This window comes from Colwellia meonggei (assembly GCF_057537295.1).
Map to the genome: position 1 here is coordinate 20588 of NZ_BAAJLZ010000008.1, position 16950 is coordinate 37537.

Genomic DNA, 16950 nt, shown 5'->3' on the forward strand with positions numbered 1-16950 from the left:
CGTAGTTGTTAGTTCAATTTTATTTAAAATTAATTGAGATAAAATTTAAAAACTATTTAGAACCCCCAAATTCAGTACTCTACAAGCAAATATAAATCAGTTAAATATTTTCAAAGCCTTGTTGATTAGCAATTAAATTTAATACTTTGGTTAACTTTTTGCCAAGATACCCTGATAGCAACTTTGGCGTTTGCTGCAAAAGTAATAATTCCGACGCCGTTATCGCTACATGGCAATTTAATAAATTGTTTGCTGACGAAAGTAAAAAAACATCGTCAGCGAGAAAGTCTTTTTTAACTGCCTGCTCTTCACTTTCATTACTACTATCAAACTCGGCACCGCACACAAGATAAAAATTAGTCAACAATATATTTTCTTCTTCCCCATACCAGTTAGCAGTCATAGTGTGAAAATTTAACTGTGCTTCAAGTTTATTAGTTATAGCGGCAATATTTTTAATTTGGCTAACTAAACTATCACTGACATGAATAGAAATAGGCAGTTGTTCGGTCATAATGTCCATAGATGCAACCTTTGCGATAGGTACCGCGTTTTCACGAAAAGAAAATGTAGTATACTTACTAATATTAAAGCCTTGTATAATACAGTTCAATCGCGATTTACTCGGCTAATGGCTTGCATTTTGAAGGTTATTGCTTAAGCTAGCAAACGCATACATAAAGTAGTATTGTCGTATTAATTAGGTATTTTAGAATTATTGTGAAATCATTTTTCAGCAAACAATTTATATTAATCATTATGGTAATGTTTAGCCTTATTGGCCAATCATCTGCCAGCATGATGATGTCTTGCGATATGATGAATATGTCTGATATGCCAATGTCACATGAAATGATGACTTCAGATCACGATATGGCAATGAACATGCCTATGATGAATGACGAATCATCAACAACTATGATGTCAGATTGCTGCCAAGAGAACTGTGATTGTGCAACAGCCAGTTGCAACCCTAGTTCGGCCACCAATGGTTTAGCTTCATTAACCGTTGCTCCGTTACAACAAGAAAATATTCGATTAAATATTGCCTTACCGCAAGTACAATTTCTAAGTTATCTATTCAAACCCCCTATTTCTTAGCTTCCTAGGATCAGTGCGTCTAAATTTAGGCAAACTGCCAAATAACATTCAGTGTTTATCTTCAGTAATCTCGCTATGTGGCTCACTTTACTGTTACCGATAAACGCAATTTCATAGCAACAATTTGAGAAAAACCATGCAAGCTTTAATTATATTTTGCCAACATCAGCAAAAAGTAAGTCGTGTTTTTATTAAACAACTAGTCATTAAGTTTTTAGCTGTGCTGACATGTTCACTGTCCATCAGTACGTTTGTGTCGGTGGCAAGTCAAACAAACAATCAGTTCAGCGCAGACCAATCATTAAGTTTACGCAGTGCGATTCAACAAGCACAAGCTGTCGATCCATGGTTAACAGGCAATCGTCATCAACAACGTGCATTAGAGTCATTGAGTATTGCAGCAGATACTTTACCCGATCCTAAAGTATCAATTGGTGTCGCAAACCTAGCGAGCGACACATTACGTTTTGGGCAAGAGCCTATGACGCAACTAAAAGTAGGTGTAAGCCAATTATTTCCACGTGGAGATACCCTCAACTTACGTAGGCAGCAACTAAAATCAGACAGTGAACAATATCCTTTTCTACGCCAAGATCGCAGAGAACAAGTAACACTAACCGTTGGCATGTTATGGCTCAACGCGTATCAAATGCAGCAAAGTATTGCGCTCATTGAAGAAAATAAAAGCCTGTTCTCACAACTAATTGCCGTAGCAGAAGCGCGTTACTCAGCCACTATTGGCCAAGCTCAACAGCAAGACATTATTCGTGCCGAGCTGGAATTAAGTCGAATTGACGATAAATTAGTACAATTTTCTCAGCAAAAAAATGCTTACCTTGGACAATTAAACCAATGGCTAATGGCTGTAGAGCAACAAAAAGAGACATCAAGAACAAGGTTGAATAATAACTTGGTATTAAGCAAAGAATTGCCAATTATTGACCTGCAAAACAAAGCCTATGTTATGGCTAAGCGCTATTACTCCAATGCTGAACTGGTTAATAAGTTCAGCAGTCATCCAAGTGTTGTCGCATTAGACAATAAGATTAAATCGGTTCGCTTTGAGCAGTCTATTGCGAAGCAACAATATCAACCTGAATGGGGTATCAATGCCAGCTATGGTTACCGCGGCAATGACGCACAAAACAATAATCGAGCTGATCTTTTTTCCGTTGGTGTAACTTTCGACGTACCTCTATTCACTGAAAACAAGCAAGACCAACAGTTAAAAGCTGCAGTATCAAAAACCGAAGCCGTTAAAACCGAAAAACAGTTGCGCTTACGGCAACTTCTGGGAGCTTTTTCATCTGCTAAAGGACGGTTATTACAACTTAACAAACGCCAAAAACTTTACGAAGAAAAACTTTTACCACAATTTCATCAACAAGCTGAAATTGCCTTAAACGCCTATACCAATGACAGCGGCGATTTTGGCGAAATTGTTCGCGCCCGCATAGATGAACTAGACGCTACTATTGATCACTTAACGATTAAAGTTGCCCAACAAAAATTACATTTAGAACTCAATTACGTTTTTAGCAAAGCGCATTCTGCACCGTCGACTAACCAAGCTACTTTGACTAAATAGCCACAGGAATTACACATGACAATAAATACCAAACAAATTTTCAAAGTTGCCATTATCACAATACCGAGCATTTTATTCGGTGCTTGGCTCAGTTTGAACTTTTACAGTCTCGACAATAACAATAGCACCATGACCGACTCAGGTGCCGATGAACCACTTTATTGGGTGGCTCCTATGGATGCTAACTTTCGCAAAGATAAACCTGGCCTTTCACCAATGGGCATGGAGTTGGTCCCTGTATATGCAAATGATGGTGCTATGGACGCAGAAGCAGGCACGGTAAAAATAAATCCAAGTGTGATTAATAACATTGGCGTTCGTACAGAAAATGTTCGTCATTCTAAACTACAAACGCAAATAAAAACCGTTGGTTATGTGAATTACAATCAAGATAAATTAGTGCATATTCACCCACGAGTAAAAGGCTGGATAGAAACATTGAATATTAATTCAGTCGGTGACACGGTTGAAAAAGGGCAGGCAATCTATTCTTTATATTCTCCTGAATTGGTTAACGCACAGGAAGAATTTGTACTGGCACTCACTCGTAAAAATAAACGATTAGTTAATGCTGCTAAAAACCGCTTATTGGCGCTGAATATTCCACAAAGCGCGATTGAAGAATTGCAACGCAGTCGCGAAGTACAGCAGCAGGTGACTTTCTATGCGCCACAATCTGGCGTAGTTGAAAACTTATCCGTGCGTGAAGGCTTCTATGTACAACCCGGCACCATGTTGTTCTCAATTGGCGATTTGACAGAAGTTTGGGTGGAAGCTGAAATTTTAGAGCGCCAAGCTGGTTTTGTTTTTTTTGGAGACAAAGTTGCGATGACACTTGATTTCTTACCGGGCAAAATTTGGCAAGGCGATGTTGATTATATTTATCCAACTTTAGACAGCCAAACCCGTACCATGAAAGTACGTTTACGTTTTGATAACCAAGATCTTGCCTTAAAGCCTAATATGTTTGCACAAGTCATTATTGACGGAAAACCTAGCGCGGAAACCATTGTTATTCCAAAAGAAGCATTAATACGTACGGGAACTCAAGACCGTGTGGTACTCGCCATCGGGGATGGACAATTTAAATCAATTGCTGTCGATGTTGGCCGCAGTGATGGCAAGCAAATTGAAGTACTTTCAGGTTTAACTGCTAGCGATACCATAGTTACTTCAGCACAATTTCTACTTGATTCCGAGTCCAGTAAAACCTCTGACTTCAAACGTATGTCTGCCATGGATATGGATACGGATATGGATATGGATATGGATATGGATATGGATATGGATATGGATATGGAAAATAGTGTTCAAGCTGTTGCTCATGCGCAAGTTAGCGGCATAATTAACCAGATAGATCTAGACAACCGCATCATAAATATTAGCCGTGGTGCTATCGAGAAATGGCAACGCCCTGCTGCTACTTTAGACTTCTTTATCGCCAGCAATATTGATCTTTTGCCGTTCAAAGTAGGTGATGAAATTGACTTCACCTTTGCAGTTGAAAATGGCGAATTCACGGTAATCACTATTCATTCAACGACTGATACACATTAATCACAGACCAAGGAATTTATTATGATAGAACGTATTATTCATTGGTCGGTCTTTAATCGATTTTTTGTCTTACTAATCACCTTGCTCATTGTTGGTGCCGGTATATTCGCTTTTAAAAATACACCAATAGATGCCATTCCGGATTTATCGGATGTACAGGTAATTATTAAAACCAGTTATCCTGGACAAGCGCCACAAGTGGTGGAAGACCAAGTCACCTACCCACTAACAACGGCGATGCTTTCCGTACCCGGTGCCCGCACCGTACGTGGTTATTCATTTTTCGGCGACTCTTATGTCTATGTAATTTTTGATGATGACACAGACTTATACTGGGCGCGTAGCCGAGTATTAGAGTATTTATCACAAGTTGCTGCTGACTTGCCAAGTAATGCCAAGCCACAGCTAGGTCCAGACGCCACAGGAGTTGGTTGGGTTTACCTTTATGCATTAGTTGATAAAACCGGCCAGCACGACATTAGTCAGCTGCGCTCAATTCAAGATTGGTTTCTAAAGTTTGAACTACAAACCGTAGCTGGTGTTTCTGAAGTCGCCGCAATTGGCGGCATGGTTAAGCAATATCAAATTTCCGTCAACCCGGATAAGTTGCGCGCCTATGGTATTCCATTAAGCTTAATTCAAACCGCTATTAAACAAGGCAATCAAGAAGTAGGTGCCTCTGTGGTAGAAATGGCCGAAGCAGAATATATGGTCACCGCTTCAGGTTATATAAAAAGCATTGATGACTTATCAGCAATCCCATTAGGAATGAATGCTAAAGGCGTACCATTACAACTTAAAGATGTTGCCGATATAAATTTAGGGCCACAAATGCGCCGTGGTATCGCCGAATTAAATGGTGAAGGAGAAACCGTTGGCGGTGTGGTAGTAATGCGTTTTGGTGCTAATGCCCAGCAGACTATTGCAGGTGTTAAAGAAAAACTTAAAAGCCTTCAACAAGGTTTACCTGCAGGTGTTGAGGTTGTCACAGTTTATGATCGTTCTGGTTTAATTGAACGCGCCGTTGATAACCTATGGTCGAAGCTTATTGAAGAATTAGCAGTTGTTGCCATTGTTTGCGTGGTGTTCTTATTCCATGTTCGCTCTTCAATAGTAGCAGTAATTAGCTTACCGCTCGGTATTTTAGTGTCATTTATCATTATGTATTTTCAAGGTATTAATGCCAACATCATGTCACTTGGTGGTATCGCGATTGCCATTGGAGCCATGACTGACGGCGCCATAGTTATGATAGAAAATATGCATAAACATATGGAGAAAACACCGTTAACCGAACAAAATCGTTGGCAAATTGTTGCTAAATCAGCCTCTGAAGTTGGCCCAGCACTATTTTTTAGCTTGCTGATTATTACCGTAAGCTTTATGCCAGTGTTTATTCTAGAAGCACAAGAAGGCCGCATGTTTAGTCCGCTCGCTTATACAAAAACCTATGCAATGGCGGCATCAGCCGGTTTAGCTATTACCTTAGTGCCGGTATTAATGGGCTACTTCATTCGTGGCAAAGTTATTTCTGAGCGTAAGAACCCAGTCAACAGAGCTTTAATTGCAGGCTACATGCCATTATTAAAATCCGTTTTACGCTTCCCAAAAACCACTCTACTTGGTGCTTTGTTTGTAACTTTGATTGGCTTTTCTCCCGTTAACAAAATTGGCAGTGAATTTATCCCACCGCTTGATGAAGGTGACTTAATGTATATGCCGACCACTTACCCAGGCATATCAATAGGTAAAGCACGGGAAATACTGCAACAAACGGATAAACTTATTCGCACAATTCCTGAGGTAAATTCGGTTTTTGGTAAAGTTGGTCGGGCTGAAACAGCAACCGATCCAGCGCCATTAACTATGATCGAAACCTTTATTCAACTTAAACCAAAATCACAATGGCGAACTGGACTCACTACCGATGAATTACGTAAAGAGCTTGATGCCATCGTTAAGTTTCCGGGATTAACCAACGCTTGGGTGATGCCAATCAAAACCCGTATAGATATGCTAGCAACAGGAATTAAAACTCCAGTCGGTATAAAAATCGCTGGTAGTGATTTGAAGGTTATTCAAAATATCGGCTTAGATATTGAAAGTATTCTCAAAGACCAACCAGGTACGGCCTCAGTTTATTCCGAGCGAGTTGCTGGTGGTCGTTATATTAAAGTTGATATTAACCGAAATAAAGCGGCGCGTTATGGTTTAAATATTGCTGATGTCCAACAAGTGGTTGCGACTGCTATTGGTGGTATGAATGTAACACAAACAGTGGAAGGCCTAGAGCGTTACCCAGTTAATTTACGCTACCCACAAGATTACCGCGACTCACCCGAACAGTTACAATTGCTGCCCATAGTTACACCAACTGGACAACGAATTTCATTGGCCGACGTAGCTAATGTATATGTTGAGGATGGTCCTCCAAGTATTAAAAGTGAAAATGCACGCATTAATGGCTGGAGCTTAATTGATATTGAAGGTATTGATGTTGGCACCTATGTTGAACGGGCAAAAAAACGTTTAGCAGAAGAATTAACCTTACCTACTGGTTATTCAATTACATGGGCGGGACAATATGAATATATGGAACGAGCAAAAGCCAAGTTAACTTACGTATTACCATTAACTTTGGCAATTATTGTTATTTTGTTGTACTTAAATTTTCGTAACTTGGTTGAAGTTGCCATTATCATTGCCACCTTGCCTTTAGCGATGATCGGCGGCATTTGGTTAATGTACCTCGAAGGTTTCAATTTTTCGGTTGCTGTCGGCGTTGGTTTTATTGCTCTAGCTGGGGTTGCGGTAGAAATTGGCGTGATAATGCTCGTGTATTTAAACCAAGCTTTTAAAGAAAGTATTGAGCAACATCAAACTAACAATATTCCTTTTACTATGAAGGAATTAACTCATGCTATTCTACAAGGCGCTGGCATGCGTGTTCGGCCAGTAATGATGACAGTTGCCACTGTTATTATTGGATTATTGCCGATACTATATGGCAAAGGAACGGGTTCAGAAGTTATGAGTCGTATTGCTGCACCTATGGTCGGCGGTATGGTCAGTGCAATAATATTAACCTTACTTGTGTTGCCAGCCGTTTATCTTTTGTGGAGAAAGTCACAATTAAAACTGTAAGAAAGCCAAAAAAGTTATTTAAACTCAGCCATAAACTCCACAAATGGCTGATGTTATTTATTGGTGCACAATTTGTTATTTGGTCTGTTACCGGTGCTTATATGGTCTTTTTCGATATCGACTATATTCACGGTGACAGCCTGATCATTAATCATCAAACTAAAATAAAGCCCGAAAATTTAACCTACCCAACACAAGCATTATTTCAGCAATACCCACAGGCTGAAGATTTAAGTGTTGGCATGTTGGTTAATCGCGAGGTTTATCGTTTTAATATTGATAAACAAGCTTTTATGCTTGATGCAAGCAACGGTAAATTACTATCACCAATAGATGAACAGTCAGCTATCGCCGTAGCAAAACACTTTTATGCAGATGATGGCGAAGTAATTAACGCCGAATTAATTATTGAAAATCCACCTTTCGAATTGAGTTCTCGACACTTACCGACATGGCGAGTTAATTTCGATAATTTTGGTAGCCCGGCTTTATATATCTCAGCTACTAATGGCAAAGTTGTTACTAAGCGTCACGAATTTTGGCGCATATTTGATTGGATGTTTCGTTTTCATGTTATGGACTATGACGACGGCGGTAATGTCAGCAATTGGTTTTTATTTATTATTGCACTACTGGCATTATTCGCAGCATTCAGTGGTTTAGTACTAACCTACTACAAAATGATTAAACCAATGTTTAGCAAACGTAAAAATAGTGATTTTGATAACCAATCACCCCAGGCCAAAATGAATGTCCCAACCGGAGATCAACCATGATGTTCTGGGTGAGGAAAATACATAAGTGGGCTTCTCTGCTGATTGGTTTGCAATTATTTATTTGGGTATTTAGTGGCTTAGTGTTCAATGTCATTGACCATAAAAAGGCACGTGGCAATGCGTATCGTCAAGCGCCGACCGTTTCTGAACATTTAATAGCGGAAAAAGATTTGCTGCCCGTTGAAACCATTTTAAAAGCTTACCCTGAAACAATTGAATTAACGCAAACAAAACTGTTAGCAAAACCGTATTACTTGCTAACACAAGAACAAGGTTTATATCGTCACTTTACTAACCGCTTTTTACTAGTAAATGCGATTACAGGTGAATTAACCAAAGTTGATGAAAAACTGGCACTAAACATTGCAAAAGCCAGTTACAACGGCCCAGGAGATGTAACGTCGACAAACCTATTCACCACGAATATTCCAGATTATCTCAAGCAAAAAAACCCAACGTGGCAAGTTAATTTTAGTGATGATTTAGACACCAGTGTTTATGTTGAACAAGACTCAGGCCGCATCGTTGGCCACAGTAATAGTGATAAACGCTTTGCTGGTTTTTTCTTTATGCTGCATTTTATGGATTACGGCGATGAAGGAAGCTTCAACAATATTCAAATTATGCTGTTTGCCTTTGTCACATTGTGGTTAGCATTATCTGGCATGATTTGGACCGTGTATATGTTGAGAAATGGCAAATATCGGCTAAAAACTTCTCGCTAAGGTAATTCTGTTTTCTTAATAATAAATCGTAAAAAGCATCGTACTAGGTGCTTTTCTTATAAATCACACCTATAAAATCCCTTTAAAATTCAGATTATTGCAACTTAAATTAAAAATATTTTACTATTTGCATCCAATTCAACATCTGTCAGTATCTAACTTAATAACCTAAACATAAACTTGAGAAACACTATGTCTGATTATTGGATACCCATTACCATTTGTATTTCTATCAGTGTTATCGCCATTGCTCGCTTATGGCTGGAATATAAAAATAAAGCACAAATTCAACTGACCATTCGTAAAGCGCTCGAAAATGGTGAACACCTATCTACTGATGTACTGGATAAGATTGGCGTTGTTAAACATGCTCACACCATCGATTTACGCCGAGCAGTTACCTTACTAGCGCTAGGTATCGCCATTATTATTGCTGGTTCATTACTAAATGTTCTAAATGCCGCATTTGCTATTGCAGCATTCCCTATTACGCTCGCCAGTGCATTTTTATTACTTTGGAAAATAAGCATAAACGAAGAACAAGCAAATAATCAGTAATGATTAATGATACGGAACTCATCGCCAGAATTGTCAGCCGTGATGATCATCACGCATTTCGCTGTCTTGTCGCTAAATATCAATCAGGCATTCGGCAGCTATTGCGTCGATTAACAGCTGGCGATCACCACCTTGCAGATGACCTAGCCCAAGAAACTTTTCTCACCTTATATAAAAAAATAAAGTCATTTCGTGGCGATTCAGCACTAAACACTTGGTTACATAAAATTGCCTACAACCACTTTTTAAAGTCACAACAAAAAGCGTACAAAAAGTATGAGCAAACGGAATGCAACCTTGCTGACTTTGAAAAAAGTCCACATAACGCAGATAAAGACTTAGTGATTGAAAAACTCATGCAACAACTTTCACTACCTGAGCGCACTTGCATCACGTTATCAATCAGTGTTGGCATGAGCCATGTTGAAATCAGCCAAGTGACTGACTTTCCATTAGGCACAGTAAAATCACATTTAAACCGCGCACAACAAAAACTGAAAAGTTTCGTTGCAAGCTCAAAAATCGCCGGAGAAAAACATGCATAAGACAGCCAATAACAATAGCCAATCAATCGAGTCAATATTGCAATTTCACGATGATTTGAGCCAAGAAAATTTTACGCCACAATTGATGCAACAAATCGAAAAATCTGCCAAGCAACGTAAAAAAATAATCGCACTATTCTCAATACTTGCAATGATGCTGTCTTTGGCTCTATTCAGCTTTTTAAATCTTGAAAGTACTTTTGTTACCTTATTTTCACAGCATTCCGTTTATGTAGTCAGTCTTTTGTTGTTCTGCTTTGTCGGTAACTGTTTTTGGTTATTAATCGAAGAAAAATAAATTATTTGCATCCAAAAACCCATTTAGTGCGCTCTAACTTAATATCTTTAAATAATAACAACACAGGGAATTAACATGGTTAACAGGATAATCAAAATATTCGTCACAATAATATTTCTTATTGCCACCTCTACCAAAGCCTCAGAAACATTAACTTTCAAGCAAAGTGTTGACGGTTTTATGTCAACATTAATTAAAGAATTTGAGATTAAGTCAGCAACCTCTATTGCAGTTGTTAAAGGCGACAATGTTATTTATCAACAATCATTTGGTTATGCCGATATAGAAAACCAACAACCCGCTACCAACGATACCGCCTTTTATATTGCTTCAATAACCAAACCATTACTTGCCTTAACAGTTTTACAAACGTTGGAAAATTCAAAATACGATACATCATTATCGTTACAGGAAATGTTTCCAGAAATTCACTTCGCCAAAGAAATACCCGCAGACAAAATCACGATTCAAGACTTACTGGCGCATACTTCAGGCTTAGACGATAATTTTTTAGCTACCGCCGTTTCGACTTCTGGTATTCATAACAAAAAAAGTAAACAGCTCATGTTAGCCAACATTTTTGCCAGTGAAGAAAGTAAGCACGGTGAATTTGATTACACTAACCTAGGCTACAATATTGTCAGTATTTGGTATGAAAAAACCTTCAATATCACTTGGCAAGAAGCGCTTGAGAAAACCTTATTTAAGCCATTAAACATGAGTCATAGCACCGCTATAGTCAGTGAAGCCGAGCATAAAAAGTGGCGCATTGCTAAACCTTACTCATTCTTCAGCGCTACCCCTAATAAAGCCTTATATTTAACCAAGCAAGACAATACCATGCATGCAGGTGGTGGCGTTATTTCATCATCGAACGATATGGCGAAATTTCTAAAGTTGCAATTAAACGCCAAAGCAACTAACGACTCACACATTATTACGCCTAAATTGATCAAACGCTCACAGAAAACAGTTGCAAAACTTTCAAGTAGTCGTGGAGATTTTGAGCGCAATGCTTATGCATATGGTTGGTACACGGGTAACTACAAGAACCATTTAACCTATCATCATTTCGGTTCATTCGACGGCTTTCGACCACATTTATCATTTATGCCAGAAGAAAAGTTAGGTTTAGTGATATTAAACAACGAAGGTATGTTAAATGACAAACTCACCGATCTAATCGCAGACTTTATTTACAGTAAGTTATTAAATAAAGAAGGAGTTGAATCTCGAATCGATAGCAAAATGGCAAAACTAAAGACCATGGCATATAAGTATCGCGATAAAATTGTCAGCAAAGATAAGAGCTACACTTTAAAACCTTGGCAGTTAAGCGCTAGAAAACAGCATTACGTTGGCAAATATCATCATCCGCTAGCTGGCGATATCAAGGTTACTTTTAACGGTGATAAGTTCGAATTAACCTGGGGAAATTTAAAAACTATTGCAACACCGCTACGAGAAAAAGACCAAATGCGAGTTAAATTTCGCCCCTCTAACGGACAAAAAGTTCAGTTTGAAATGGTTGCTGGTAAACCTACGACATTAGTTTATAGCGGTATTAGGTTCGTTAAGGTTAACAATGAATAGTAAAGCTAGAAGAAATGCATCATTAGGCTATTTTAGTAACCATCACTAAAAAACAGCGATAGATTCAAAGTAAACATTAAATTAGCTCCTTAGTCGACTTTTACTAAACAAGGAGCTTTTACCAAATTTTAACTCTATATTTAGGTGCAAGATATAAGTCTTCACCTTCTTGTACATCAAATGCAGTATAAAATTCAGGTACATTTCTTACCGCACCATTTATTCTATACATTGAAGGTGCATGCTCGTCGGTTTGTATTTTTTTACGTAAGGCTTTTTCACGATACTTATTTCGCCAAACTTGAGCATAACCAATAAATACACGTTGTTCACCAGTATAACCATCAATTACGGGTGCAGATTTTCCGTTGAGTGATAACTTATAAGCTTTTAATGCAATGCTAATACCGCTTAAATCACCAATATTCTCGTCGAGGGTAAGCTCACCATTTACATTCAAATCATCAAACGGCGCGAAAGAACTATATTGGTCGGCTAGAGAAGCAATTCGTTTTTTAAACTCGCTTTTATCTTTATCAGTCCACCAATTTCGAAGTACTCCATCACCATCAAACGCGCTACCAGTAGCATCAAAACCATGTCCAATTTCGTGACCAATAATAGTACCTATTGCGCCATAGTTAATTGCATTCTCTGCGTTTAAATCAAAAAATGGTGGTTGTAATATAGCCGCAGGAAAAACGATTTCATTACGCGGCGGGTTATAATAAGCATTTACAGTTTGTGGCTTCATACTCCACTCATACTTTTGTACAGGGCCTTTCAGTTTTTCAATTTTTTGCTGATGCATTATTTTAGCTGAACGTTCCAAGTTACCAAAATAATCGGTTTTATCTATATCGAGCGCGGTATAGTCTGTCCATTTTTCAGGGTAGCCAATTTTGGCAGTCAACTTAGACAATTTATCTAATGCTTGTATCTTGGTTTCATTTGTCATCCAATCAAGGTTTTTAATCGAATCTTCATAAGCTAAAAGCAAATTGTTGACAAGATATTTCATCTTTTGTTTCGCTACACTAGAGAAGTGCTTTTTGACATATACTTTTCCAACAATCTCACCAATATTCTCGTTAACTATATTTACTCCTTTCCTCCACATCGGCTCTTGTACTTCAACACCATGTAATATTTTACTATAAAATTGAAAATGAAGCTCATCTACAGCTTCCGTCAACTGCTTTGCACTAGCAGTTGTTATGCGCCATTTCATGTATGACTTCCAGTCTGCAATAGGCGTAGATCTAAAAATATCATTCAGTGCCTTCATATATTCTATTTGGGTAATAACTAACCCATCTAAATCGGATAATTGTAATTCTCTCAAATAGCCATTCCAATTAAAATCAGGCATGACCTGGCCTAGCTTATCAATTGGGACTTTATGATAGATGGCTGCCAAATCTAGGGTCTGCTCTTTTTTCATTTGGTTTTGAGCAAGTTTTTCCTCTATTTCATAAATAACTTTTGCCGTAATTTTAGGTGTATCGATTTCTACTAATGCCAACATAGTTTCTATGTGCTGTTTATAAGCACTTCTTATGTATTCCGCTGAATCACCTTTATTAAAGTAATATTCTCGATCAGGAAGACCAAGCCCCTCTTGCCAACTGTAGATCATATAAGTATTTGGATTTTTAAAGTCTACGTATTGATGGACGCCAAAAGGTCCGCCGTATTTCAATACGTTAAACTTAGCAATAAGAATAGCCAACTGCTCATGATTTTCGACCGCATCAATAGCTTTAAAGTGTCTTTTTAATGGCTTGATGCCAATAGCATTTCTTGTCTTTATATCCATAAACGATAGATATAAATCACCGACTTTTTGTTCATCACTACCTTTCTCAAAGTTACCTTTTGCCGACTTCTCAATAATTACTTTTACGTTAGCCTGTGCATCTTCTTTGAGTTTTGTGTACAAGCCATACTTAGATTTGTCTTCTGGAATTTTTGTTTGCTCAACCCAATTACCATTTACATATGTGTCAAAATCATCACCCGGTTTGATTGATGTATTCATTCCATCAATCAAAATACCTGATTTTTTTTGAAGTGTACTTGTTGAAAGAGTGTGTTCATAACATCCTGTTAGTAGGAGTACTAGTATTGTGAATATATATAGTTTCTTCAATTCATAAGTCCATTTAATATTGTTTTTCTGTAATATATTAGAAGGGATTGTCTATAATAACGATTAACAGTCTCATAATCTTAATCATTTTTTCAATGATTAAGGCTCCCTTAATAGGCAACTATTCGTGGTATATGAATAACACTCAAAGTAAAACAACGAACAATCACAATAATGGCGTAGCAGGCCATTTATTTTATAATTCACTAAGCGGAAATGAGTGTTTATCCAAGCTAACTAACTCACTCTCCGCTCAGTAAAAATAATCATTTATCCAAATTAAACTCAAACTCTATTTCTAAGAACTTTTCACCACCGGCTGCTTCAGGATAGCGCCATTGACTTAAGGCCTTCTTAGCTGAGCGTTCTAACAGTCGATTAGCATGGTTATTTGAGCCGCTAATATCTATCACTTTTCCTGAATAGGAAATTCGATATTGCAGTTTTACCTTACCAGCTTTACGTGAGTAAAGTGCTGATTTTGGATATTCAGGCATCACTCTATGAATCGGCTCCATAGCGGTTGCAGGTTGATTAAATGATGGCACACTTACCGCATCAGCCGTTGGCTTATTCAATGCGAGCTCAGGTTTAGCAATGCTGCTTGTTTCTGGAGGTATTTCACTAATCGCTTTCGGCGCATTACTTATCGGTTTTGGTGGTAACGGCGGTGTTGGTGGTGGCGGCGCTAAAATAACCTGTTTAGGTTTCACTTCTGTTATCTCAACCACACGAACCGAATGCTGCTTAAATTGTTGCTTTGCACCATGCACATCCGGTTCAGCAAAGTAGGTGATAATAGCCATGACGCCAAATGAAGCTGCGCCACCCGTTAGTAATAAAGCTAACATGTGCCATGGTGAACGACTTGATTTTACAGGCATAGTAGTATTTTCTAAATCAACCGTTGGCGCATCGATTTGTTGTTTACGTTGTTGATAAAGATCTGCGAGTTCTTTATCAAATTTATCGGCACTCATGATGGTGTTCCTAACAAATGGCTTAAATTATTACGGGCGTAACGTAAGCGACTTTTAATGGTTTCAAAACTATCGCCAGTTAATTCAGCAATTTCATTTACTGAAAACCCTTCTTGCTGAAAAATGAATGCTTCACGTTGTAAAAAGGGTAACTGTAGTAGCGCGGCATTAAATTGGGTAATTCTGTCAGCTGCTTGCAGTGATTTTTCTAAATTTACTGTCAGCATTTTATTTTCATCCAATAATTGAGTTTGCCATTTTTTTTGGCGTCTAAACTCATCGATTAAAGTATTGCGAGCAATGGTAAATAGCCAGCTTTTAACATTAGCTTGCTGCTGACTGATACCGTTGGTTTTCATTACTTTTAACCATGTAGTTTGTACCACGTCTTCTGCCAGCTCTTTATTCGATTGGCTCAATAAATAGTGATAAAGCGACAAATTAAATTGCTCAACCAGCAAAGACAAATACTTGTTTTTACCGGTTGAGATATAGCTTGCCAGCAATTTTTCTGGGCTAGTGTTGGGGTTGTACCAGCCTTTGATCATTGACGGTAACTGCAAATTATCATCCTAACTACACTGATGCTTAAATTATATTGAGCTTTGTTGATTCATATTGAAATCAAGTTGTACGGTTAAGCCTTGTTGCACGATAGTTTTACCGTCTTCTGATTTCGCTCGATATTTCCATTTTCTTAACGCTTGTCTAGCAGCTTTATTAAATACGCGCTTGGGCTCTGCGTCAATCACTTCTATGTTAGTTACCCCACCAATTTCATTGATATCAAAACGTAGTTTTACCCATCCTTCAATACCATCACGTGCGGCAGCGATGGGATATTTAGGGTTAATACGCACTATTGGCCGAGCATCACTGTCACGCCCGCCACTACCCATGCTTAAGCTAGGGCTTGTACTAACAACTTTAATACCTGGGGCTTCATAATGAAGGCCACCTTCAACAATATTTTCTACTGGTGTTTCAATTGTTCGTGGCATTGGCTTAGGCGCTGGTGGCGGATTATTCTTAAAACGCACTCGCTCAACTGCTGGCTTTTCATCAGGAATTTGAGCGAACTCAATCACTGGCGTTGGTACTGCTTCTGCCGGTGCTACTTGGTCGTTATTAACCAAAAATGCCATAAAAGCAAATAAGCCAAAGGTAGTTGTGCCTGCAAGAGAGAATATCATTATCATTTTTTTCATCGTCGTTCCTCAATGTTCAATAGTTTTGATTTAAGAGGTGTGATCACACGCTAAGTCAGCGGCCAATTTCTGACTTTCGATACCAATTCAATTAAGTTATTGCCCACTTGTGCAGATTGAAACACATCAAAGCTTCGTTGCTCTCAATCCCAATAGCTAACTATTGGTCAATCAAGCGCTTTGCTTTGAATTGTTTTTCCTATGCACAACAAGTCCACAAACTTAATAGAACTGGTATTAGTAAAACGATGGGGAATTAGAAAAGGGGTTAAAAAAATTTAAATTTTTTAATTTGAGCAACTTGAATAGTTTATGAGAATTCAACAAAAACACTAACTCATTGTTTTATTTTGCTAATTGTTACTTTCAGTAAATAACCAAAAATAAAATAGCCAGCAAATTGCCCAAGCAGAAATATTACCATTTTTGGCCAAAATGCTGTTTCCTCACTGAAAAAACTTAAGGCAAAACGCGCAGGGGCAGTAAAGATTTGATAACCGGGAAAGGAGAACGTTATAAAGTTGTAGTTAACAATAAATGCGATAAGGCCAATAACTACACCGGTTATGGCGCTAAACATTGAGATTTTGCTTAATGGCAAGCGATTGTACATATATTTACCTTTTCACAGTCAAAATCCATAAAACATACATGTAATATATTACCTTATTTATCTGCAGGTTTCTGCGAAGATCAGGCGACTTAACCTCATATTGCTTTCTTTG

Annotated in this window: 16 protein-coding genes; 10 read left to right on the forward strand and 6 right to left on the reverse strand. The window is 38.1% G+C overall.

Going from position 1 to position 16950, the window contains the following annotated elements:
* Positions 1-100: 100 nt before the first annotated feature.
* Entirely contained in the window at positions 101-523 is a 423-nt protein-coding gene (locus AC27E9_RS16185) for a hypothetical protein (protein ID WP_487131956.1), read from the reverse strand.
* Between the two features lie 197 nt (positions 524-720).
* On the opposite strand from AC27E9_RS16185, the gene AC27E9_RS16190 reads away from it, so the two are divergent.
* The 10 genes from AC27E9_RS16190 to AC27E9_RS16235 all read left to right on the forward strand — a co-directional run bounded on the left by AC27E9_RS16190 (position 721) and on the right by AC27E9_RS16235 (position 11885).
* Entirely contained in the window at positions 721-1101 is a 381-nt protein-coding gene (locus AC27E9_RS16190; protein ID WP_487131958.1) for a hypothetical protein, read from the forward strand.
* 136 nt (positions 1102-1237) lie between these two features.
* Positions 1238-2689 (forward strand): TolC family protein, encoded by a 1452-nt coding sequence (locus tag AC27E9_RS16195; RefSeq protein WP_487131959.1) that lies wholly within the window; start codon positions 1238-1240, stop codon positions 2687-2689.
* 15 nt (positions 2690-2704) lie between these two features.
* A complete protein-coding gene (locus tag AC27E9_RS16200; RefSeq protein ID WP_487131961.1) occupies positions 2705-4246 on the forward strand; it encodes an efflux RND transporter periplasmic adaptor subunit in 1542 nt (513 codons plus the stop codon).
* A 21-nt stretch (positions 4247-4267) separates the two neighbouring features.
* Positions 4268-7390 (forward strand): efflux RND transporter permease subunit, encoded by a 3123-nt coding sequence (locus AC27E9_RS16205; RefSeq protein ID WP_487131962.1) that lies wholly within the window; start codon positions 4268-4270, stop codon positions 7388-7390.
* Complete coding sequence (locus AC27E9_RS16210; protein ID WP_487131964.1) at positions 7363-8166, forward strand: PepSY domain-containing protein; 804 nt, start codon at positions 7363-7365, stop codon at positions 8164-8166. The genes AC27E9_RS16205 and AC27E9_RS16210 overlap by 28 nt, the downstream gene beginning before the upstream one ends.
* The gene (locus AC27E9_RS16215; protein ID WP_487131966.1) at positions 8163-8891 is read left to right on the forward strand and encodes a PepSY domain-containing protein; all 729 of its coding nucleotides are present in this window, start codon (positions 8163-8165) and stop codon (positions 8889-8891) included. The genes AC27E9_RS16210 and AC27E9_RS16215 overlap by 4 nt, the downstream gene beginning before the upstream one ends.
* Positions 8892-9083: 192 nt before the next feature.
* Positions 9084-9449, forward strand: coding sequence for a DUF6249 domain-containing protein (locus tag AC27E9_RS16220; protein ID WP_487131967.1), 366 nt, complete (start codon positions 9084-9086; stop codon positions 9447-9449).
* Positions 9449-9994 (forward strand): RNA polymerase sigma factor, encoded by a 546-nt coding sequence (locus AC27E9_RS16225; protein WP_487131969.1) that lies wholly within the window; start codon positions 9449-9451, stop codon positions 9992-9994. Before AC27E9_RS16220 ends, AC27E9_RS16225 begins: the two co-directional genes overlap by 1 nt.
* Positions 9987-10292: a hypothetical protein gene (locus AC27E9_RS16230; RefSeq protein ID WP_487131971.1), complete on the forward strand. Its 306-nt coding sequence runs from the start codon at positions 9987-9989 to the stop codon at positions 10290-10292. Before AC27E9_RS16225 ends, AC27E9_RS16230 begins: the two co-directional genes overlap by 8 nt.
* Before the next feature lie 75 nt (positions 10293-10367).
* Positions 10368-11885: a serine hydrolase domain-containing protein gene (locus AC27E9_RS16235; protein WP_487131973.1), complete on the forward strand. Its 1518-nt coding sequence runs from the start codon at positions 10368-10370 to the stop codon at positions 11883-11885.
* Positions 11886-12003: 118 nt separating this feature from the next.
* On the opposite strand, the gene AC27E9_RS16240 is transcribed toward AC27E9_RS16235, so the two are convergent.
* The 5 genes from AC27E9_RS16240 to AC27E9_RS16260 form a co-directional block, all read right to left on the reverse strand.
* Entirely contained in the window at positions 12004-14037 is a 2034-nt protein-coding gene (locus AC27E9_RS16240; RefSeq protein WP_487131975.1) for a M13 family metallopeptidase, read from the reverse strand.
* A 266-nt stretch (positions 14038-14303) separates the two neighbouring features.
* Positions 14304-15017, reverse strand: coding sequence for a TonB family protein (locus AC27E9_RS16245; RefSeq protein WP_487131977.1), 714 nt, complete (start codon positions 15015-15017; stop codon positions 14304-14306).
* Complete coding sequence (locus tag AC27E9_RS16250) at positions 15014-15580, reverse strand: sigma-70 family RNA polymerase sigma factor (RefSeq protein ID WP_487131979.1); 567 nt, start codon at positions 15578-15580, stop codon at positions 15014-15016. The genes AC27E9_RS16245 and AC27E9_RS16250 overlap by 4 nt, the downstream gene beginning before the upstream one ends.
* A gap of 30 nt (positions 15581-15610) precedes the next feature.
* Positions 15611-16225, reverse strand: coding sequence for a TonB family protein (locus AC27E9_RS16255; RefSeq protein WP_487131981.1), 615 nt, complete (start codon positions 16223-16225; stop codon positions 15611-15613).
* Between the two features lie 337 nt (positions 16226-16562).
* Positions 16563-16838 (reverse strand): hypothetical protein, encoded by a 276-nt coding sequence (locus tag AC27E9_RS16260; RefSeq protein ID WP_487131983.1) that lies wholly within the window; start codon positions 16836-16838, stop codon positions 16563-16565.
* Positions 16839-16950 lie beyond the last annotated feature (112 nt).